At 67.2% G+C, this 20884-nt stretch carries 23 protein-coding genes; 16 read left to right on the forward strand and 7 right to left on the reverse strand.

Annotation, left to right across the window (positions count from 1 at the left end; translation table 11 throughout):
- Window positions 1-3 precede the first annotated feature (3 nt).
- Both LC092_RS07220 and LC092_RS07225 read left to right on the forward strand, forming a co-directional pair.
- The gene (locus LC092_RS07220; protein ID WP_224805777.1) at window positions 4-1245 is read left to right on the forward strand and encodes a cupin domain-containing protein; all 1242 of its coding nucleotides are present in this window, start codon (window positions 4-6) and stop codon (window positions 1243-1245) included.
- Window positions 1242-2813, forward strand: coding sequence for a type 2 lantipeptide synthetase LanM (locus LC092_RS07225; protein WP_224805778.1), 1572 nt, complete (start codon window positions 1242-1244; stop codon window positions 2811-2813). Before LC092_RS07220 ends, LC092_RS07225 begins: the two co-directional genes overlap by 4 nt.
- Here the strand turns inward: LC092_RS07225 and LC092_RS07230 are convergent.
- Window positions 2800-3462, reverse strand: a complete 663-nt coding sequence (locus LC092_RS07230; protein ID WP_224805779.1) for a 2OG-Fe(II) oxygenase family protein — start codon at window positions 3460-3462, stop codon at window positions 2800-2802. The genes LC092_RS07225 and LC092_RS07230 overlap by 14 nt on opposite strands.
- A complete protein-coding gene (locus LC092_RS07235; RefSeq protein ID WP_224805780.1) occupies window positions 3411-4850 on the reverse strand; it encodes a tryptophan halogenase family protein in 1440 nt (479 codons plus the stop codon). The genes LC092_RS07230 and LC092_RS07235 overlap by 52 nt, the downstream gene beginning before the upstream one ends.
- 147 nt (window positions 4851-4997) lie before the next feature.
- On the opposite strand from LC092_RS07235, the gene LC092_RS07240 reads away from it, so the two are divergent.
- Window positions 4998-5291: a hypothetical protein gene (locus LC092_RS07240; protein ID WP_224805781.1), complete on the forward strand. Its 294-nt coding sequence runs from the start codon at window positions 4998-5000 to the stop codon at window positions 5289-5291.
- A 156-nt stretch (window positions 5292-5447) separates the two neighbouring features.
- Here the strand turns inward: LC092_RS07240 and LC092_RS07245 are convergent, their stop codons facing one another.
- The 3 genes from LC092_RS07245 to LC092_RS07255 are packed head-to-tail and all read right to left on the reverse strand — an operon-like array spanning window position 5448 to window position 7631.
- Window positions 5448-5894 carry a hypothetical protein gene (locus tag LC092_RS07245; protein ID WP_224805782.1) on the reverse strand — a complete coding sequence of 149 codons (447 nt, stop codon included), beginning with the start codon at window positions 5892-5894 and terminating at the stop codon, window positions 5448-5450.
- A 38-nt stretch (window positions 5895-5932) separates the two neighbouring features.
- Window positions 5933-6286: a DUF5368 domain-containing protein gene (locus LC092_RS07250; RefSeq protein ID WP_224805783.1), complete on the reverse strand. Its 354-nt coding sequence runs from the start codon at window positions 6284-6286 to the stop codon at window positions 5933-5935.
- Between the two features lie 13 nt (window positions 6287-6299).
- On the reverse strand, window positions 6300-7631 hold the full coding sequence (locus LC092_RS07255) for an FAD/NAD(P)-binding oxidoreductase (protein ID WP_224805784.1): 1332 nt from the start codon (window positions 7629-7631) through the stop codon (window positions 6300-6302).
- Window positions 7632-7939: 308 nt separating this feature from the next.
- Between LC092_RS07255 and LC092_RS07260 the strand changes: the two genes are divergently transcribed.
- On the forward strand, window positions 7940-8275 hold the full coding sequence (locus LC092_RS07260; RefSeq protein WP_224805785.1) for a hypothetical protein: 336 nt from the start codon (window positions 7940-7942) through the stop codon (window positions 8273-8275).
- Between the two features lie 33 nt (window positions 8276-8308).
- Here LC092_RS07260 and LC092_RS07265 read toward each other — a convergent pair whose 3' ends face one another.
- Both LC092_RS07265 and phnF read right to left on the reverse strand, forming a co-directional pair.
- On the reverse strand, window positions 8309-8965 hold the full coding sequence (locus tag LC092_RS07265) for a hypothetical protein (RefSeq protein WP_224805786.1): 657 nt from the start codon (window positions 8963-8965) through the stop codon (window positions 8309-8311).
- A gap of 65 nt (window positions 8966-9030) precedes the next feature.
- Window positions 9031-9801, reverse strand: coding sequence for a phosphonate metabolism transcriptional regulator PhnF (gene phnF / locus LC092_RS07270; protein WP_224805787.1), 771 nt, complete (start codon window positions 9799-9801; stop codon window positions 9031-9033).
- Window positions 9802-10093: 292 nt separating this feature from the next.
- Here phnF and phnG point away from each other — a divergent pair, with 292 nt between their 5' ends.
- The 12 genes from phnG (at window position 10094) to LC092_RS07330 (ending at window position 20873) form a co-directional block, all read left to right on the forward strand.
- On the forward strand, window positions 10094-10585 hold the full coding sequence (gene phnG / locus LC092_RS07275) for a phosphonate C-P lyase system protein PhnG (RefSeq protein WP_224805788.1): 492 nt from the start codon (window positions 10094-10096) through the stop codon (window positions 10583-10585).
- A complete protein-coding gene (gene phnH / locus LC092_RS07280; RefSeq protein ID WP_224805789.1) occupies window positions 10585-11241 on the forward strand; it encodes a phosphonate C-P lyase system protein PhnH in 657 nt (218 codons plus the stop codon). Before phnG ends, phnH begins: the two co-directional genes overlap by 1 nt.
- 1 nt (window position 11242) lies before the next feature.
- Complete coding sequence (locus LC092_RS07285) at window positions 11243-12367, forward strand: carbon-phosphorus lyase complex subunit PhnI (RefSeq protein ID WP_224805790.1); 1125 nt, start codon at window positions 11243-11245, stop codon at window positions 12365-12367.
- Complete coding sequence (locus tag LC092_RS07290) at window positions 12364-13269, forward strand: alpha-D-ribose 1-methylphosphonate 5-phosphate C-P-lyase PhnJ (RefSeq protein ID WP_412103535.1); 906 nt, start codon at window positions 12364-12366, stop codon at window positions 13267-13269. The genes LC092_RS07285 and LC092_RS07290 overlap by 4 nt, the downstream gene beginning before the upstream one ends.
- The gene (phnK, locus tag LC092_RS07295; RefSeq protein ID WP_224805791.1) at window positions 13266-14057 is read left to right on the forward strand and encodes a phosphonate C-P lyase system protein PhnK; all 792 of its coding nucleotides are present in this window, start codon (window positions 13266-13268) and stop codon (window positions 14055-14057) included. The genes LC092_RS07290 and phnK overlap by 4 nt, the downstream gene beginning before the upstream one ends.
- 2 nt (window positions 14058-14059) lie before the next feature.
- Complete coding sequence (gene phnL, locus LC092_RS07300; protein WP_224805792.1) at window positions 14060-14788, forward strand: phosphonate C-P lyase system protein PhnL; 729 nt, start codon at window positions 14060-14062, stop codon at window positions 14786-14788.
- 7 nt (window positions 14789-14795) lie between these two features.
- Window positions 14796-15410 carry a DapH/DapD/GlmU-related protein gene (locus LC092_RS07305; protein ID WP_224805793.1) on the forward strand — a complete coding sequence of 205 codons (615 nt, stop codon included), beginning with the start codon at window positions 14796-14798 and terminating at the stop codon, window positions 15408-15410.
- 118 nt (window positions 15411-15528) lie between these two features.
- The gene (gene phnC / locus LC092_RS07310) at window positions 15529-16362 is read left to right on the forward strand and encodes a phosphonate ABC transporter ATP-binding protein (RefSeq protein WP_224805794.1); all 834 of its coding nucleotides are present in this window, start codon (window positions 15529-15531) and stop codon (window positions 16360-16362) included.
- Window positions 16363-16443: 81 nt separating this feature from the next.
- Window positions 16444-17367 (forward strand): phosphonate ABC transporter substrate-binding protein, encoded by a 924-nt coding sequence (phnD, locus tag LC092_RS07315; RefSeq protein WP_224805795.1) that lies wholly within the window; start codon window positions 16444-16446, stop codon window positions 17365-17367.
- 79 nt (window positions 17368-17446) lie between these two features.
- Complete coding sequence (phnE, locus tag LC092_RS07320; RefSeq protein WP_224805796.1) at window positions 17447-18433, forward strand: phosphonate ABC transporter, permease protein PhnE; 987 nt, start codon at window positions 17447-17449, stop codon at window positions 18431-18433.
- Window positions 18434-18448: 15 nt separating this feature from the next.
- The gene (phnE, locus tag LC092_RS07325) at window positions 18449-20038 is read left to right on the forward strand and encodes a phosphonate ABC transporter, permease protein PhnE (protein WP_224805797.1); all 1590 of its coding nucleotides are present in this window, start codon (window positions 18449-18451) and stop codon (window positions 20036-20038) included.
- A gap of 133 nt (window positions 20039-20171) precedes the next feature.
- Window positions 20172-20873, forward strand: coding sequence for a DUF1045 domain-containing protein (locus tag LC092_RS07330; protein WP_224805798.1), 702 nt, complete (start codon window positions 20172-20174; stop codon window positions 20871-20873).
- The last annotated feature ends 11 nt before the right edge of the window (window positions 20874-20884 follow it).

Here is a 20884-nt window from a genome sequence, read left to right on the forward strand (position 1 = left end):
GTCATGACCGTACAGGCAAGCACGCCGGCGGAAGCGTCGGCGGGCCTCGCCTCGATGCTCGCGCCGGTGTCGGTGGAGACGTTTTTCGCTGACTACTACGAAAAGCGTCCGCTGCATCTCACGGGGCGCAGCGTGGCGGAGCGCTACCCGGGGTTTCCCGACATCGAGGGGTTTGAACATCTGCTCTGGTCGCAGGAGGAAAAGCTGCGCCGGGTGCTCAGGGTCAACCGGCAGGGCAGCTATTTCGCGCTGCCGCATCCCTCGCAGGGCAAGAGCCTTTTTCGCTGGTCGGTGGACAGGCTGGCCGACGGATGCACGCTGATCCTCAACGGCATGGACACGATGTCGGTGCCGGTGGCGCGCGTGGCGCGCGCCATCGAGGCGGAATTCGGCGGAAAGGTCGCGGCGAACGGCTTTCTGACGCCGGCCGACCAGCAGGGGTTTCTCGCCCATTTCGACACGCATGACGTCTTTATCCTGCAGCTTGAGGGCGGCAAGCGCTGGCCGTTGTTCGATCAGCGGCTGGAGCTTCCGATCGACCGGCAGATCCATCTGATCGATCAGGCCAGCGTGGGCGAGCCGACCGCTGTTTTTGATCTGGAGCCGGGCGATCTCCTGTATGTGCCGCGCGGTCTTGTGCACGGGCCGCATACGCTTGAGGGCCACTCCCTGCATCTGACCATGGGGTTCCGGCCGATGCGCTGGGTCGACTATCTCGCCGCGATGGTGCAGATCGCGGCGGAGCAGGACCCGGCCTTTCGAAGCTCGATCCTCCAGCATGACGGCGAGGCGTTCGAGGCGCTGCTGGCGGAAAAGACCGCAGTGTTCGCGAAGATTGCCGGCAAGGCGCGTCCGCGCAAGCTGGCGATGGAACGCCTTATGGAGAATTTCGGCGCGCAGCTTCGCCCCTTGCCGGGCGACCACATCAAGGTCGCGACGCGGGCCGGAGAGATCGATGCCGGGACATCCGTGCTCCGGCGTCCCGAGTGCCCCTGCCATATCTACGAGACGGGGGATGCGGTGCGCATCCAGTTTCCCGGGATCGGCCTTGCGACGGAGGAGGACCTTCAGCCCGGCTGCATCGAGGCGCCGCTGGTGGCCGGCGGCGCGCTGCGCTGGATCGCGCGCTCCCAAGCACCGTTTTGCGCGCGTGACCTGCCGGAACCGCTTGCGCTCGACGCGCGTGTCGAACTGATACGCCGGCTTGCCCGCGACGGGCTGCTCACGCTCTGCCCGCCCGGATGATCTATCGCGGCCGGGCGGAGGACCTGCCCGGGTTCGAGACCTGTCGGGCGCTGGCCGAACATGCGGTGGCGGAGGCGGTTTCGCGCGCGGGCGCAGGCGATCCGGAGACCGGCGCGCGGATCACGCGGGACGCCTTGCGCGGTCTCGTTGGCGAAGGCGCAAACGTCCTTGCCGGCATCGCGCTTGCCGAGACGGCGATGGCGCAAGCGGCCGGGGCCGCACTGCCCTTGTCCGGCCTGGCGGGGACGGGCGGATTTCATGCCTTCCAGGATGCGGCGCGGCGCGATGGCGCGCGCGGTCTGGCGGTTCATCTCGCCGTCTTCCTGGCGGACTGGACGGATGGTCTTTCGGCGGTGATGACGCGGCTTGCCGCGGATGCGGCGGCGCTGGAGGAGATGTTCGCCGTTCCCCGCGCGGCGCGTGTCGTCGGCCTCGTCGGTGCCGGCGGCGAGTATCATCGCGGCGCCTGCGTGCGGCGGATCGACTTCGACGACGGCACTCGGATTGCCTACAAGCCGCGCCCGGTCGAGCGCGAGCTTGTGTGGCACACGCTCGGCGAATGGCTTCGCGGTCAGGGAGCGGCCTCCGTGCTGTACGCACCGCAAACGCTGAAGTGCGGCGACTACGGTTGGAGCCGGTGGGTCGATCCGCGCGCTGCGACCGACAGCGCGGAGCTTGAGGCCTATTTCCGTCACGCCGGCCAGTTGCTGTTCTGGTTGTGGCTGACGAATTCGCGCGACGCGGTTGCCTCCAATCTCGTCGCGCGGGGCGCAGCGCCGTGGCTGATCGACTGCGAGACCTGTTTTTACCCCGGTGCCGATGAGCCCGCGCCACCGCTTGCGCAGACCGGGCTCTTGCCGACAGCCGGGGCCGAACCGGAGCGTGCGCGCGCCGGTCTCGCGGTGTCGGTCGCGCCGCGCCACAGCGTCCGCCATTTCAGCGTCGGGGCGGACGGCCGCCTGGTGCTCGCCCGGCGCGACATCGCCGACGACGGTCTCGCCAACCTGCCCCGGCTTGACGGACGCGCCGTTTCGGCTCGCGGGCGCGCCGAAGAGGTGTTGCGCGGATTTCACGAGGCGGCGGGCGATGCCCTTCGCTTGCGCGAGGGACTGTTGGCGGATGGCGGGCCGTTGCGCGCTCCGGCGGGCGGCGGACGGTTCGTCCTGCGCGCGACGGTTCTCTATGGCGAGTTGATGGCCGGCTATCTGGCGCGCGGACGCGCGCCGGCGTGGCTTGAGACGATGTTGTGCGAGTTGCCGACTTCCGTCGCGCTCGATCCTCGGGTCGAGACCGCGTTGCGCGCGCGCGAGTTCGATGAACTGACGCGCATCTCCATGCCGAAATTCTTCTATGAGGACGCGGCGGCGGCGCGCGGCGGCAGTCCCCGGCTGATCGATGGCGGTCTTGCTCTTTCGCCGCTGCGCTGCGGCCGGGCGATCGCGAGAGCGCGGCTTGCGGGTCTGCGGGAGGGCGATTTGGCGGCCCTGGACCGGGAGATCCGGGCGGCGCTGACGGGCGAGGGAGAGAGGTGTCCGGGGCGACGGGGAGCGGCGCTCACAAGCGGATGAAGCTGCGCTCCGCGTGGCGCCTCTTCCAGCGCGGGTCCGCCTCCACCCAGGCGACCGGCAAGAGATCGAAGGCGACGGAAATCCGCGCGTCTGCACCGCTATAGGCCGGCACGTCATGGGACAGGCCGGGCCTGGCGAACAACGTGATGTCGCCCGGCCTGTTTTCGATTTCCACCGGCTCCGTCGTTCCGTAGCGGGTCACGCTTCCGGAGGTGGAGATGTTGATATGGCCGTGCAGCGGATAGGGGTGGGCGTGGCGCGGCAGGCCCGCGCCGCTGCGCAGGATGTTCGACCAGCACTGGATGTACATCGGCCTTTCGGCGATGCCGCGGTCCGCGCGCAGCGCGTTGATGCTTGCGCGGATCGCGTGGCCGAGGGCCTGAAAGGCCGGGTCGGCGAGCGCCAGCAGATTGTAGCTTGCGTAGCGCGACGAGGCGACGTGATCGTGCCGTTCGCTCCAGTCCGCACTGCGCGGCAGGCTCAGGATCTCGGCTTCGCGGGCGAGCACCGCGTCGCGCACGGCCGAAACGGCGGCCGCGTCCCTCCACCGGTAGAGATGCAGCGGGACGGCGTCCACGGTGAGGGTGCGAACCGGCTCTAGCCTTGCGCAGCCCTTGGCGCAGGCTCGGGTTTCCTGGGCTGGGACCATTCGGGCTTTCCGTGAACATGGGTGGCGAGATGGGAAACGAAGTCCGGGGACACGTGGGCGGGAGCCGGTGCGGGCGGGATGCGCGGACGGCCGTCGAAGGCGCCCAGTCCCGAAAGCACGACATCCCAATTGTTCGGCCGGTAGAAAAAGCCGGGGTCGGTTTCGATCGCCCGATAATCGCCTCGTCCCGCGGCGTTGATCACGTCCGACAGGCGCCGGCTCGGTATGCATTGCTTCAGGTCCCGCCAATAGGGCGTGTCCATGCGTTTGCTCAGCCAATAGTGGGCGAAGATGAAGTCGACGGTGGTGTCGAAGCGGCGGCGGCACAGGCGGTCCCATTCGCCGAGGTCGGCAAGGCCGGGCACGAGCGCCATGATCGCCGCCTGGGTCATCGACAGGCCTGTCGATTCCAGCGGCTCGATGAAGCCGAAGGCGCCGCCGAGCGCCACGCAGTTGCCGCGCCGGGCGCGCCGGTGGCGACCATGGCGAAAGGCAATGTGCATGGCTTTCAGGCCATCGCTTTCTTCCGCGCCAGCCTTAAGCCCCAGATCCGCGCGCAGGCGGGCCTCGGCCTGCGAGGGCGATATGTGGCGGGAACTGTAGCAATAGCCGGTGCCGAGCCTGGACCAGAGCGGGATGCGCCAGATCCAGCCGGCCTCGCCCGCGGTGCAGCGGGTGTAGGGGACGGGGCGGTCCTCGATCGCGTCATAGGGCACACGCAAGGCGACGGCGGCATCATTTTGAAGCAGATCCGACAGCGGGTCGAAGGGCGTTTCGAGCGTCTGTCCGATCAGGAGCGCGCGAAACCCGGTGCAGTCGACGAAGAGATCGGCCGCCAGCCCCTCGACACGGGCAATGCGCTCGCCATCGCGGACCACCTCGTCCACGTGGCGGACAATGTGGTGGACGCCGAGCGCCAGCGCCAGATCGCGCAAGACGGCACCGTAGCGGGTGGCGCAGACGTGATAGCCGCGCGCCTCCTGACCGGGATCGAAGCGGTTTTCCCGGCAGAGTGTGGTGGCAGCATAGCCTTCCTGCGCACCGGGGCGGGCCCGCGTTTCGGTTTCCGGTTTGCCGAAAGGGTGGAAGAACACGCCCCCCTGGCGGTCGAAGTTGTCGAAGCGGATGCCGATCTTGTAGGTGCCGTCGGTTGCCCGGAGAAATTCGGCCTCGTCCAGTCCGAGCGCCGTGTTGAAGCGCCGCGAGATGTCGTTGAGCGATTCTCCGACGCCGAGCGGGGCGACATCGGGCGAATCCATCAAGGTGATGTCCGCCGAGGGCAGGGCGCGCTTGAGGTAGGCGGCGGCCATCCATCCGGTGGCGCCGCCTCCGATCACGGCGATATCGGTTTGCCTCGGGCAGTTCATGGCACGGCGGTCCGGCTCCATTGTCCCTGGTCCTTGAGGATGGTCCGCAACCGCTGATTGGTCAAGCTGTTACCCCTCGCGGATGCGGGTCCGCAGTTTCGCGAGGTTGGCCTCGTGACGATTTGATGACACTCTTGATGTTCCGTCACGGAACGTGGGGAGGGGATCATGATCAGTCTGGTGGACTGCATCGCGCTGAGCGGTCTCAGCGAGGAGGAAATCTGCGCGATCGCCGAACATGAACATGTCAGCGAAACGGTTGCCTGCGGGCTGGCGCAATATCTGTCGCAGGACAAGTCCGGCGAGGGGCGGATGCGCGACATGATCATCGACGACATTCGCAATGCACGGGCGCGCGGCGACGACGACCATGTGCGCGAACTCCTGCACGTGCTGCACCACTATCTGCGCACGCACCCGGATGCCCGCCCGGCCGTGCACCCCTGGAGTGCGGTGTTCTGAAACGCGGTGTCTGCATCTGTCCCGGAAGACGCTGCGCCGGAAGATGCCGCTACGGAACGAAAAGACGCCGGCGCCCGGTGCAAGCCGGTTGCCGACGTCTGTGCGATTGCGGTTGCGTGGAGCGAAGGTCGGACAGGCTGCACGCCGGGGGGACGATCAGAACGACAGGATGCGTGCATTCTCCGCCAGAAGATGGCCCGCCATTGCCGGCGGCTTGGCCACCGAAACACCGTCGAGCAGGACGTCCGGCCCGCTGTCGCGGTTGGGAAGATAGATCGCGCAGACTTCGACCGGGGTGCCCTGGGACATCAGCTTTCGCATCAGGTCCTGGGGACCGACGCCGAGCGGTTTCTGTGGTTTTGTGGCGGAGGCCGGCGCGTCCTTGAGCGCGAGATCCGCGGCCGGGCCGCACAGAAGGATGCGGGCCTTCGACCCCTGTTTCACGGATTGCATCGTCAGCACCATGGCCATCATCTGCGTCTGGGCATCGGGGGCCGCGAGCACGGTGACGAGCGCGGGCTTCGCGGCGGTCTCGGCGGAGACGGCGGCGGAAAGCGGCAGGGTGACGGCGACGAGCGCGGCCGACAGGAGGGTTTTCAGCATGGTGGGGTTCCTGGATTGCTGGGGAGGGGACGGTTGCTTCAGGATTCGCGACGCGGCGCGATCAGCGCCAGTGCGACATAGGTGACGATCGTCAGGCCGACGGCCCCGGTCGTGCCGATGGCGATCAAGACGATGACATCGACAGGGCCGCCGATGTCGGAAAAGCCCGAACTGGTGATCCATTGCACGAAGAGGATCGCGGCGAGCGCACCGACGGGAGCCATCAGTTCGGCACGCAGGAAACGGTGCCCCTCGAGCCGGTGCTCGCGCAGCACGATCACGATGAAGGCGGCGGTGACCGCGAGTGCGGCGGCCACGAGTCCCCAGAACAGGAACACACCGAACATCTCCTCGAAGACGGCGAGCAGGGTGGAAAGGGTAAGGTCCTTCATGGTGTCTTGCTCCTTACGCGCGGCCGCGCAGCATGGCGTTGTAGGTGGCCTTGAGCGCGATTTCCTTCATCAGCCAGGAGATCCAGAGCTCTTCAAGCGGCGCGATGATTCCGGGAAAGGACGGGGTCAGGTTGTTGTCGTAGTCGAACTCGACCAGCATCGCGCGGCCGATGCGGGTGATCAGCGGGCAGGAGGTGTAGCCGTCGTAGCGCGCCTGGCTGTCGCGGCCGGCGATCTGCGCGGTGAGTTGCGCCTCGACGACGGGGACCTGCCACTTGACGCTGGCCGCGGTCTTGCCCTTCGGCACACCGGCGACGTCGCCGACTGCAAAGACCTCCGGATAGCGCAGGTGGCGCAGGCTGTGCTTGTCGACCTCGACCCAGCCCTCGGAGACCCATTTTCCGGTTTTCCACGACAGCGGGCTGTCGCGGATGACGTCGGGTGCACGCATCGGCGGAATGACGTTGGTAAAGTCGTAGCCGATCTCCTTCGACCCCTCCGGGGTCTGGAAGGTCGCGATCTTGCGGCCGGGATCGATGGCCGTCATGACATGATTGCGGACCGACGCGACGCCCCGGTCTTCAAACAGCATGCGGACCTTTTCATCGACGATGGGAACCGAAAAGAAGGTGTCGTTGTGAGCCGCGTAGACGAGTTCCGCTTTGCTCCGAGTGCCTTTCTTGCGGGCGTAGTCATCGGTCAGAAAGGTGTATTTGAGCGGTGCGCCGGCGCATTTCATTTCCGTCGCCGGTCGCGTGAACAGGGCGATGCCGCCCTTGTCGGTGAAGCGGTCCATTTCTTCCCAGGTCCTGGCCGCATGTTCCGGCCCGGCATAGACCGCGCCGATGCCGTTGCTGCCGACCAGGTCGAGCGACATTCCCTCGATGGCGTCGAAGTCGAGTTTCAAGCCGGTGGCAACGACAAGGTAGTCGTAGGCGATGGCTGTGCCGCCGGTGGTCACGACGCGTCGGGCATCCGGATCGATCTCGGCGGCAGCTTCCGGCACCCAATCAATGGTGCGCGGCAGCCAGTCGGCGGTCGCGGAAACCGAGTAGTCCGCCGGCTTGAGCCCGGCGGCGATCAGCGTGAAGCCCGGCTGATAATAGTGCTGCATGCGCGGATCGAGGATCGTGATCCGGGCCCCGTCGAGCGTTTCCGACAACCGGTTGGCGAGCGCGGTGCCGGCCGCGCCGGCGCCGAGGATCAAGATACGGGCATTCGTCTTCACGCTCTGGGCCGAAGAGGCGGCGGGCAGTGCGGACAGCGCCGCCAGTCCCGCGGACATCGCCAGGAAATCACGTCGCGTGGTCAACAAGGGCGTACTCCCGAGGTTCGTTTTTGCCATGCCGTCGGGCCAATGCCTGCAGCAGGAAATTATATTCACATGTTCGAATAAACTAACACTAAAGGTGCCGCCGGCTTTGACATTTCGCAATCCGGGGCTTGAAAAATGCCTGCGGCATTTGCGCTCATGGACGCGCGGGCTCCGCCGGCCCGTCCCCGACGCGGTCGGTGCGGCGAAAGATCTTGAGGAAGCTCAGGCGTTTACGCGATCTTTCCAGGTTTCGTGCCATGTCCCGCACCTGGGCGGTCGCCCCCGGTCGCCGCCGACCGGCGTTCTGCCGCAGACACACCGGGCAAAGAGGGGATGGAATGACGGGTTTGAAGACAGTTGCGGCGACCTGCGTCTTGAGCGCGGCATTGGTGTCGGGCGCGATGGCCGAGGAGGTCGACTTCAAGCGGTTCCTGGCGACGCCCGCCGGCGCTTCGGGCGTTGCGGCGATGGTGGCCGGGCTCGGCAGGTGCGACGGGGCGATCAACTGGGGCTATGCCTATGACGAGGCGGCCGGCAAGGTGAGCCAGGACATGCTCTTCGCCGGCTGCGAGGAGACGGTCGAGGGCGAGGACGATCCCTTCGAAAAGTCCGTGGTGGCGAAGTTCCAGTTCTGGAACGGGCCGATGCTGGAAAGCCTGACCTATCTGCCCTGACCGGGCAGGACTGCGGCCCCGCGGGGCCGCACTCTAGTTCGTGGCGGTCGTGGGCACGGACACGGTTCCGGTGTAGCGACCGTCGCCCTGGCAACTGCCGGCGATCGTCACATGCACGATCCGCGCGGTTCCGATGAAGCTGCTGCCGGCCAGCAGCGGCATCGGATCGCCGCCCGGGTCCCGCAGTTCCTTGCCGTCCCGATAGAGCGTCAGCGTGCCCGGATCGCAGGAGATATTGCTGGCGTTGAAGGCGACCTTGAAGCGCGTCGGCGTGTTGAAGGCGGCCAGCATCAGGGTGTGGTCGCGGGCCGGGTCGTAGCTCCACCGGGTGGAGAAGCTCTTCGTCGCATCGCCCGGTGCCTTCCAGGTGCAGGGGCGGACCGGGCGATCCTGATTGAGCTGCACCGCGATGTCGCGTCCCTTCACGAAGGCCCCGCCTTCCTCGTTGAAGGTCGAGATCACCTGTGCGCCGTCCACATTCACCCGGTAGCGCGGATATTCGCTGTCGTTGACGATGTCGTTGCATTGTACGGCGATGAGCAAGGGCGCATCCGGCGGCGGGTCCATCAGCACCAGGGTCTTTGCGCTTGGCGACAGCATGAAGCTGCCGGAATGGAATTTTTCCGCCCGGGCCGCCCCGGTCAGGGCGAGCGCTGTTGCAGCAATCAGGATTGCGACGATCCGGTTCATGGCGCTTTTCCCCCCGCCCGCATGATGCCCAAGCCTACCGTCCGTGTGGCCCCGGTGTACAGGCTCTAGCCGTCTCCGTTCCCGTCCCGATCCCCGCTTTCGGGCGCATTGCGCACCGACAGCGTGACCCGGTCGGCGGCGAAGCGGCTGCGGCTCATCTGGATCGGAACGCCGTCCTGATCGGCATTGACGGAGGTGGTGAGCAGGACCACCGCGCCGGCCTGCAGGCCGAGGTCCTCGCGGTCCGTCCGGCTTGCGGGGGCGGCGGAAATCTCCGTGGAAAGGCGCTTGTAGTCGCCGACGCCGCAGGCCTTCAGCGCATGGGTGATCGAGCCGCTTTGCGCGCAATGCGCCGGAAGCTCTGCGAAGCGTGCGGCGTCGAACCAGTGGGTCGCGCGCGACAGCGCCGTTCCGTCGGCGGCGCCGACGGTTTCCAGGCGCAGAACGGGGGTCTGCGGCGCCAGTGCCAGCGCCCGTGCGACCTCCTCGCTTGCCGGCTCCGTTGCCGTCTCGAGAAACCGCGTCGCAGCCTTTGCCACCTGTCCGCCGAGGCCGGCGGAAAAGCGGGTGCGCGCGCCGATCGGATAGCTGACGCGGGCGCGCGGCAGGAGCTCCGTTCCCCGACCCTGAACGGTTCGGACCACGCCGTCGCGGGCAAGGGCCGCCAGTGCCTGACGTACGGTGTGGCGGTTGACGTCGAATTGCGCGGCAAGGGCTGCTTCGGTCGGAAGTTTTCCTGCCGCGTCATAGACGCCGTTGCCGATGGCGGCGCGAATGTCGTCGGCGATCTGGCGCCACAGCGCGACGCCGCTGCGTCGTTCGATCCCGCTTTCCATCTGCTTCTGCCTCCCCCGTTTTCCACCATCCGCCAGGCGTCCGCCGGGCGTCGGTCCGCATGCCTCAGCGTCCGTTTCGCCCGCTCCTTCGTGCGACGCAAGCGGTTTTCCAAGATGCGGCTGGAAGGGCGCGAGGGTCATCAAGGCGTCATGCGGCGGATATAGAGTGCTTGCTGTTGGTTGTCTATAAAACTATACAAATCAGCGACTCGCCGGGACCCGGGACCGGAAGAGACGCGACCTGCCTGACCGGGCCGGGGGTCCGGTCCGCTGATTGAAACGGAGCGAGTGAATGACATCGCAAGCCAACGGGCATGCCACCGGCGCCGAGCCGCAAGGGGGTGACGCGCGCGGACTGAAGACCCTGATGGACGTGCTGGCCGCCTCACCGGCCGGCGAGATCGCCGCCTGCGCCGAGGCGCTTGGGCGGCTGCCAGAAGCGGCGCCCGTGCGCGGGCCGGAAACGGGCCTCGTCATGGTGCGCGGCCGCATCGGCGGCGATGGCGCGCCGTTCAATCTGGGCGAGGCGACGGTGACCCGCGCCACGGTGCGGCTTGAAGACGGTGCCGTCGGCCACGCCTATGCGCTTGGCCAGGACCGCGCCAAGGCGACGCTTTCGGCAACGCTTGCCGCGCTCTGGGCGCAAGGCGCGCGCCGGGCGGACATCGACGCCGCCGTAGTCGTGCCGCTTGTCGCGGCCCGGGCCCGCGAGGCGACACAGACGAAACGCGAGGCGGCCGCGACCAAGGTCGACTTCTTCACCATGGTACGCGGAGACGACTGATGCAGACGGTTCACTTCGACGCAGGCCCGTTCACGGCAAAGGCCATCGAGGGCGGTTTCGCCGATCCGGTGTTCGGGTCCCAGGCGGTCTTCGCCGCGCTGATGCAGGCAATGGCCCGCCCGGGCAGGCGCAAGACGCTCGACGACTGTCTCCAGCCGCCGGCACCGCTGGAGCCGGGTCTTGCGGCGGTGGCGCTGACGCTTTGCGATCCCGACACGCCGGTGTGGCTGTCGCCCGCCCTGCGCAGCGACGCGGTGCGCGCCTGGCTCGCCTTTCACGCCGGCTGCCCGCTGACGGAGGATGAAGGCGCTGCCGCTTTCGTCTTCTGTGCGCAAGACGATACGCCGCCGGCGCAGGCGGCACTTCATGCCGGCACGCAGGAATACCCCGACCGGGCGGCGACGCTGGTGCTGGCGTTGCCGGCGTTCGACGGCGGCCCGGTCCTGACGCTCACGGGTCCCGGCATCGACGGCAGCGAAACCATCACGCCCGTCGGCCTGCCGGAGGGTTTCGTCGCCGCGCGCGCCGACAACCGCGCGCTCTTCCCGCGCGGGGTCGATGTGGTGCTGGTTTCGGGCCGCGATCTCCTCGCCCTGCCGCGCACGACCGTTGTCGCGGTGGCGGACGGCTCTTCTTCCAATGCGGAGGCCAACTGACATGTATGTTGCAGTCAAGGGCGGTGAGGCGGCCATCGCCAACGCCCACAAGATGCTGGCCGACCGCCGGCGCGGCGACCGGTCGGTGCCGGCGATCACCGTGGAGCAGCTCGTCGAGCAGCTCGCGCTCGGCGTTGACCGGGTGATGGCGGAAGCCTCGCTCTATGCGCCGGACCTTGCCGCGCTCGCCGTCAAGCAGGCGCGCGGCGACATGATCGAGGCGATCTTCCTGCTGCGCGCCTATCGCACGACGCTGCCGCGCTTCGGCGCCTCGCGGCCGGTCGAGACCGGCGAGATGATCGCCGAGCGGCGGATTTCGGCCACTTACAAGGATCTGCCGGGCGGGCAGGTGCTGGGGCCGACCTTCGACTACACCCACCGCCTTCTCGATCCGGAGCTTGGCCGTGACGCCAAGGTGCCGGCCGCGCCGGCGCGCGAGAGCGAGGGCGAGCCGCTGACGCGGGTGGCCGACATCCTGGCGCATGAGGACCTGATCGAGCGCACCGCCCCCGATCCGGACGGCGAGCCGTTGCCGGAGGAGCCCTCGGGCGATCTCACGCGCGAGCCGCTGGAGTTTCCCATGGCCCGCGACCTGCGCCTGCAGGCGCTGGCGCGCGGCGACGAGGGTTTTTTGCTGGCGCTCGGCTATTCCACCCAGCGCGGCTACGGCCGCACCCATCCCTTCGCCGGCGAGATCCGCATGGGCGAGGTCGCGGTGGAGATGGACGTGCCGGAACTCGGCTTCGCCGTCGCGCTCGGCACGATCAAGGTGACCGAATGCCAGATGGTCAACCAGTTCGCCGGATCGGCGAAGGTGCCGCCGCAGTTCACGCGCGGCTACGGGCTGGTGTTCGGCCAGTCGGAGCGCAAGGCCATGTCCATGGCGCTGGTCGACCGCTCGCTGAGAGCCGGCGAGCTCGGCGAGGACCGGGTCGCGCCCGCGCAGGACGAGGAATTCGTGATCTCCCATTCCGACAACGTCCAGGCGACGGGCTTCGTGGAGCACCTTAAACTGCCGCATTACGTCGACTTCCAGGCCGAACTCGACCTCGTGCGCCGCATGCGGGGCGAATTCGAGGACCGGGCGAAAGACGTCGACACCGCCACACAGGAGGCCGCGGAATGACGGTCATGACCGGCGACATCGCCACCTACAATTTTGCCTATCTGGACGAGCAGACCAAGCGGATGATCCGCCGCGCGATCCTCAAGGCCATCGCCATTCCGGGCTATCAGGTGCCCTTCGCCAGCCGCGAGATGCCGATGCCCTACGGCTGGGGCACGGGCGGGGTCCAGGTGACGGCCTCGATCATCGGTCCCGACGACCGGCTCAAGGTGATCGACCAGGGCGCCGACGACACCACCAACGCGGTCTCGATCCGCGCCTTTTTCCAGAAGGTTGCCAATGTCGCGGTGACGACGCACACGGGCGAGGCGACGATCATCCAGACCCGCCACCGCATTCCCGAGGAGCCGCTCGTCGAGGGGCAGGTGCTCGTCTACCAGGTGCCGATCCCCGAGCCGCTGCGCTTCCTGGAGCCGCGCGAGACCGAAACGCGCAAGATGCACGCGCTTGAGGAATACGGCCTCATGCATGTGAAGCTCTATGAGGACATCGCCCGCCACGGCCATATCGCCACGACCTATGCCTATCCGGTGCTGGTCGCAGGCCGATACGTGATGGATCCCTCGCCGACGCCGAAGTTCGACAATCCGAAGATGGACATGTCGCCGGCGCTGCAGCTCTTCGGCGCCGGCCGCGAGAAGCGGATCTACGCGATCCCGCCGTTCACCCGCGTCGTCAGCCTCGATTTCGAGGATCACCCCTTCGAGATCCAGAGCTTCGAGGAGCCCTGCGCCCTCTGCGGGGCGGAGAACGTCTATCTCGACGAGGTCATCCTCGACGACCGGGGCGGGCGGATGTTCGTCTGTTCCGACACCGATCACTGCGAGGGGCGGCTTGAGCAGGGCCACAAGGGCCGGCTCGCCCCGGAAGACGCCTATGCGACCAGGGAGACGGCGCAATGAGTTCGCTTTTCGAGGATGCCGCGCCGCTTCTTTCGGTCGACGGTCTGACGAAATTCTATGGATCCCGCATCGGCTGCCGCGATGTCTCCTTCGACGTCTATCCGGGCGAAGTGGTTGCCATCGTCGGGGAATCCGGCTCCGGCAAGACGACGCTCCTGAACTGCATCTCGACCCGGCTGGAACCGTCTCACGGGTCGGTTCGCTATCGCATGCGCGACGGCGGGACCCGCGACCTCTACGCGATGAGCGAGGCGGAACGCCGCCTGCTGATGCGCACCGACTGGGGCTTCGTGCACCAGAACCCGGCCGACGGGTTGCGCATGACCGTCTCCGCCGGCGCCAATGTCGGCGAGCGGCTGATGGCGGTCGGCGAGCGGCACTACGGCCGCATCCGCGAGACGGCCACCGGCTGGCTCGAGCGGGTGGAAATCGCGGAGGACCGCATCGACGACCAGCCGCGCGCCTTTTCCGGCGGCATGCGCCAGCGTCTCCAGATCGCCCGCAACCTCGTGACGGGTCCGCGCCTCGTCTTCATGGACGAGCCGACCGGCGGTCTCGACGTTTCGGTGCAGGCGCGCCTGCTCGACCTGTTGCGGGGGCTTGTCGCGGATCTCGGGCTTGCCGCCATCGTCGTGACCCATGATCTCGCGGTCGCGCGGCTCCTGTCGCACCGCATGATCGTGATGAAGGGCGGCGATGTCGTGGAGGCCGGTCTCACCGACCGCGTGCTCGACGATCCGCAGGCGCCCTACACCCAGCTTCTGGTTTCCTCCATCCTTCAGGTGTGACGATGGCTCAGGCTCAGACTTTTGACGCGGCGCTCGCCGTCAGCGTCGCCGATCTTTCCAAGACCTTCACCATGCATCTTCAGGGCGGCATCGTCCTGCCGGTCGTCGAGGCCGCGTCCTTCGACGTCGCGGCAGGCGAATGCGTCGTGCTCGGCGGGCCTTCGGGCGCCGGCAAGAGCTCGATCATGAAGATGCTCTACGGCAACTACGCGGCCGCAAGCGGACGCATCCTGGTGCGGCATCGCGGCGAGGTGGTGGATCTTGTCGCGGCGAGCCCGCGCGCGGTGATCGCCATGCGGCGCGAGACAATCGGCTATGTCAGCCAGTTCCTGCGCACGGTGCCGCGCGTGAGCGCGCTCGACCTCGTCGCCGAACCGCTGACGGCGCGGGGCGTGGCGCTTGAGGCCGCCCGTGTCCGGGCCGGCGAGATGCTCGCCCGGCTCAACGTGCCGGAGCGGCTGTGGGCGCTGCCGCCGGCGACCTTTTCCGGCGGCGAGCAGCAGCGGGTGAACATCGCGCGCGGCTTCATCACCGATCATCCGGTGCTTTTGCTCGACGAACCGACGGCCTCGCTCGACGCCACCAACCGGCGCGTCGTCATCGAGATGATCGCCGAAAAGAAGACGGCCGGCGTCGCGCAGATCGGCATCTTCCACGACGAGGAAGTGCGTGAGGCGGTGGCCGACCGGATCATCGACGTGCGCGCCTTCGCGCCGAAACAGGCGGCGTGAGACGATCATGACGAAACTCTCCGAGACGCCGCTCGTCCATGAGACGGCAACGGTGACGCAGTCCGATCTCGGGCGCTACACGGAAGTGGCCGAGGGGGTGCGCATCAGCGAGACCACCCTCGGCGACTACTCCTATGTCATGTACGACAGCATCGTCTGGTGCGCGGAGATCGGCAAATTCGCCAATATCGCCGCCTCGGTGCGCATCAATGCGCCCAATCACCCGACCTGGCGGGCGACGCTGCACCATTTCACCTATCGCGCCAACGACTACTGGCCGGACGCGGAGGCGGACGTCGCCTTCTTCGACTGGCGGCGCGAGGGGCGGGTCGTGATCGGCCACGACGTGTGGATCGGTCACGGGGCGACGATCCTGCCCGGCGTCACGGTCGGCGACGGCGCGGTGATCGGCGCGGGGGCGGTCGTCTCCCGCGATGTCGCGCCCTACACGATCGTCGGCGGCGTGCCGGCAAAGCTTATTCGCGAGCGGTTTCCCAAGGCCGTTTCGGAGCGCATGCAGACGCTTGCCTGGTGGGACTGGGATCACGCCCGTCTGCGGTCCGCGCTTGAGGATTTTCGCACCCTCGACGCGGAGGCGTTCCTCGCGCGGCACGGCGGTTAGCGGCCGGTTTTGCTTAGCCGCGCCGTGAGCCGGCTGTGTAAGCAAATCGTCACAAAATCGCAGACCGCCTGTCATGAACTGCCGCTAAGCAGTTCTTGCAAGACAAACAGGGGCGCACATGTTCAAGCTCGAAGGCGTGACACGAAAGTTCGGGTCCAATACGGCGGTCAAGTCGGTGACCCTCGACATTCCCGACGGCCAGATGGTCGGCATCATCGGCCGTTCCGGGGCAGGCAAATCCACCCTGCTTCGGATGATCAACAGGCTGATCGACCCCAATGGCGGGCGCATCGTCTTCAACGACACCGAGGTGTCGGCGCTGCGCGGCAAGGCGCTGCGCAGCTGGCAGCGCGACTGCGCGATGATCTTCCAGCAGTTCAACCTGGTGCCGCGTCTCGACGTGCTCACCAACGTGCTGCTCGGCCGGCTCAACCATCGCAATTCGGCGAAGAACCTGCTCGGCATGTTCTCTCAGGCCGAACGCGCCATGGCGATTGCCGCCCTTGAGCGGCTCGGCATCGCCCAGACCGCGCTGCAGCCGGCGGGAACGCTCTCCGGCGGCCAGCAGCAGCGCGTGGCGATCGCCCGGGCGCTGATGCAGCAGCCGAAGATGGTGCTCGCCGACGAGCCCATCGCCTCGCTCGATCCGCTGAACGCGCAGAAGGTGATGGACGCGCTGAAGGACATCAACGAGCGCGACGGCATCACCGTCGTCACCAACCTGCACACGCTGGACACCGCGCGCAGCTACTGCGAACGCATCATCGGCATGTCGCAGGGCGCGGTGGTCTTCGACGGTCCGCCGGAAGAGCTGACGACAGAGGCCGCCCGGCGGATCTACGGCGCGGAAGGCGAGGCGCTCTCGGAAGCGATCACCTCCACAAGCATCACGGCGCCCGCCCGGGCCGCCTCCTCATCCGCTGGGGTCCTGCGGCCGGCGCTCGCCGGCTGAGGGTCACGGATCGGCTTCCCACGAAACGGGACAAAATCGACATTCAACGGCCGGATCACCCGGACCATCATGGAGACGTCAATGCTCAAGAGCACCCTTCTTGGCGCAGTTGCTGCCGCCACCCTTCTGGTCACCGGCGGCGCGATTGCCCCGGTTCAGGCCGAGGACCTCAAGGAATTCCGCATCGGCATTCTCGGCGGCGAGAACGAGGCCGACCGCCTGCGCAACTTCCAGTGCATGACCGAAAAGCTTCCGGACGTGCTCGGCGTGGAAAAGGTCTCGCTGTTCCCGGCCGCCGACTATGACGGCGTGATCCAGGGCCTGCTCGGCGGCACGCTCGACTATGCCGAACTCGGCGCCTCGGGCTACGCCAAGGTCTACCTGAACGACCCGGAAGCGGTGGAGCCGATCCTCACGACCGTGCAGACCGATGGTTCGACCGGCTATTATTCGGTCATGGTCGCGCGTTCCGACAGCGGCATCGCCTCGCTTGAGGACATGAAGGGCAAGAAGCTCGGCTTCGCCGATCCCGACAGCACCTCAGGTTTCCTGGTTCCGTCCGTGACGCTTCCCGAGGCCATCGGCGGCCCGATCGACGGCTATTTCGCCGAGACCGGCTTCGGCGGCGGTCACGAGAACCTGGTTCTCGAAGTGATCAAGGGCACCTTTGACGCCGGCACCACCTGGTCGTCGGGCGTTGGCGAGTTCAAGGACGGCTACACCTCCGGCAACCTGCGCAAGATGGTCGACAAGGGCATCCTCGACATGGACGACCTGGTTCAGATCTGGCAGTCGCCGCTGATCCCGAACGGCCCGGTCGTCGTGCGCTCCTCGCTGAGCGACGACATGAAGACCAAGTTCAAGAACTTCATGCTCGCAATGCCGGAGACCGACCGCGACTGCTTCATGGCGATCCAGGGCGGCGACTTCAAGGCGTTCACCGAAGTCAACGTCGACTTCTACAAGGCGATCATCGCCGCCCGCAAGGCGAAGATCGGCTCCTAAGCCCCACTCGCTTGCGGACGCCGGCGCCAACGCCGGCGTCCGTTTTCTTTGTTCCCCGTTGCCATTGCGAGCCCCGCCCATGTCGCTTGCGACGCTTTCCCCCAACGCCGCACCCCGCGACGGCGTCCCCTTGAGCGCGCAAGGCGCGCTCGTCGAGCGCCACTGGCGCGAGCAGGCCGGCCGGCGCCGGCTCTACACCGTCGGCGGCCTTGCGGTGCTTCTCCTCGCGCTTTCCGGATCGCTCTGGTTCGCGAATGAGACCAACGCCGGCAAGTTCTTCGACCGGCTGCCCTATTTCTTCGATTTCTTCATCGATCTCGCGCCGCGCGATCCGATGGAAATCTGGCGGGCGCTGTTCGACCTTCCCTCGCCCTATGACGACGGCAGCTTCAAGTACAATTATCCGGAAGGCCGGGTCTATCTGACCCAAAGCTTCTACATTCCGGAATATTTCTACAAGATGCTGGAGACGCTGAACATCGCGATCCTGTCGACGCTGATCGGCTTTACCTTCGGCTTCCTGCTGTGCTTCGTCGCCTCCAAGAACCTGGTGCGCAATGCCTGGCTGCGCGGAACCGTGCGCCGACTGATGGAGCTGCTGCGTGCCTTCCCCGAGATCGTCATCGCCGGCTTCTTCGTGGCGATCCTGACCATCGGCCCGATCCCGGCGATCATCGCGGTGTCGATCCATACGGTCGGCTCGCTCGGCAAGATGTTCTTCGAGGTGGTGGAAAACGCCGACATGCGCCCCGACGAAGGTCTTCGGGCGGTGGGCGCCAACTGGTTCGAGCGGGTGTGGTTCGCCATCGTGCCGCAGGTCGCGCCCAACTTCATGAGCTATGCGCTGCTCCGGCTGGAGATCAACGTGCGCGCCTCCACCATCATCGGCGCGGTCGGCGGCGGCGGCATCGGCGAGGTGCTGCGCCTGTCGATCAGCCGCGGCCACGAGGCCAAGACGCTCGCCATCATCCTCCTGCTGTTCCTGACGATCGTCGCCGTCGACCAGTTCTCGGCCTGGCTGCGCAAGCGCCTCGTCGGCAACCAGGCCTTCGAGTTCGGACGCTAGACAAGGTCCCGTTTCATGGCTTCCACCGCTTCCCTCCCGCTGAGCCAGAGCGATGTCGACGACATCGCCGCGCGCCATCCCGAGGTTTTCAAGAACCGCCCCTGGCGGCGCTATCGCGCGCCGCTGGCGATCCTCGCGGTCGTGCTCTACAGCGTCTATTGCTGGTCGTTCTTCGGCATCGGCAAGGTGCTTCAGGACGCCAATTGGGACATCGCCGGCAATTATCTCGCCGACTGGATCTCCTATGAGGTCCGTCCCGACTTCGAGATCGAGCCGGACGGGGCGATCCTGCTGGAATGGCCGAGGTTCTCGCCGCTGGGGTCGGACCCCGACCCCGACTGGATCACCACGCAGACCGCGACGATGGAGCGGGTGCGCGCCTCGGATGGTGCAACGCCCGCAGCCACGGCGGCCGAGAAGACCGCCAACAGCTTCATGGTGCCGGATGCCAAGGGCACCGCACCTTCGTCCGCCGGCACCTCCAGCAGCTTCTCCTTCATGGCGCCGGATGCGGCGACCGGCGCGGGGACGGCTGGCGATGCGGGCGAACCTGCTGCGCCTGAGACTGTCGTCGAAGAAGTGATCACCGAGGCAACGGTCGAGGTGGGGCGCGGCAACCTGATCGAGATCGCGCCGACGCGTGTGGTCCTGACGCGCGGGTCGGAAAGCGTCGCCGTGCGGCTCGGCCCCGGAGAGCTGGTCACGGTCGAGGGCGAGATGCCGGACTGGGTCCAGCAGAAGCGCGCCGGGCGCAAGGTGCTTGCCTCCTTCGGCTTCGACGGGCGCGCCGAGATCGACTACGACGGCGTCAAGGTGCGCCACCGCTTCATCGGCTGGGAGAACTTCGTCTTCGACGCCAATTCCCCGTTCTGGGGCAAGAGCGCGGGCGAGGTCCTCGGGCTGATCGTCTCCGGCAAGCGGATCGATCCGGAGCGCTCCAACCTGTCGCTTGCCTGGAACAACATCCTCTACAATGCCGACTGGCAGCATCTCGACGTGTGGACCAAGCTGCTGCAGACCATCGTCATGGCCTTTGTCGGCACGCTGTTTGCCGGGGTGGTGGCCTTCCCGCTCGCCTTCCTGGCGGCGCGCAACATCACCCGCAGCCGGATCCTCAACCAGATCAACAAGCGCTTCTTCGACTTCCTGCGCTCGGTGGACATGCTGATCTGGGCGCTGTTCTTCACCCGCGCCTTCGGTCCGGGACCGCTGGCCGGCATGTCGGCGATCTTCTTCACCGACACCGGCACGCTCGGAAAACTCTACGCCGAGGCGCTGGAAAACATCGACGACAAGCAGCGCGAAGGGGTACGCTCCGTCGGCGCCTCTCCGGCGTCCGTGCAGCGATTCGGCGTGTTGCCGCAGGTTCTTCCTGTCTTTGCCAGCCAGGCGCTCTATTTCTGGGAATCCAACACGCGCTCGGCGACGATCATCGGCGCCGTGGGTGCCGGCGGCATCGGCCTGAAGCTGTGGGAAGCGATGCGCACCAACCAGGACTGGGAGAACGTCGCCTATATGGTGATCCTGATCCTCGCCGTCGTCTTCCTGTTCGACGGCATCTCCAATGCCCTGCGCTCGCGCCTGATGGGCGGGCAGAAGCGCTAGGACGCCTTAGTCCGGGCCCGCCCGATGGCGCGGGTCCGGCTTTTCACCCGATCCGCGGCGTCCCGTCCAACGGGGGGCCGCGCGATCATTCGTTTGCGGGATGTTTTCGTCCCGCACAGGACCGACCGACCCGATGCGATACGCTCTCTACTACTCCCCCTCCGCCGACCATCCGCTGGTCGCCGCGGCTGAACACTGGCTCGGCCGCAGCCTCTTCGGCCGCGAGGTGCCCGGCGACACGATCGGCGGGCTGACGCCGCAGGCGCGCGCGCCCTGGATCGCCTCGCCGCGCCGCTACGGCTTTCACGCGACCCTGAAGGCGCCGTTCCGCCTGGCGGAGGGGTGCGACGAGGCCGCGCTGATTGCGGCCATCGACGCGTTTGCAGCGACCACAGGGCCGGCGCCGGCGGCGCGTCTCGGGCTGGAGAACCTGCGCGGGTTTCTGGCGCTCACCTTTGTCCGGCCGACCCCGGAACTCGACGCGCTTGCCGCGGAGATCGTGCGGGACTTCGACGGCTTCCGCGCGCCGATGAGCCCCGAGGATCGCGCCCGCCGGCAGCCGGAGCGTCTGGAGGAGGCCCTGCGCCGCAATCTCGACACCTGGGGCTATCCTTATGTGATGGAGGCCTTCCGCTTCCACATGACATTGACGGAGCGGCTCGATGCGGCCGACGCCGCGCGCGCCGGCGAGGCGCTGCGGCAGCATTTCGCCGAACTGCTCGAGACGCCCGTCACTGTCGACCGGATCGTGCTGTGCCGGGAGCCGGCCCCGGGCGCGCCCTTTACCTCTATCCACGCGACGCCGCTCATCGGCGCTGCGTCCAAAACCGCCTGAAAGACGAAACG

Origin of the sequence: Stappia stellulata, from assembly GCF_020176715.1 — a bacterium.
Taxonomy (GTDB): Bacteria; Pseudomonadota; Alphaproteobacteria; order Rhizobiales; family Stappiaceae; genus Stappia.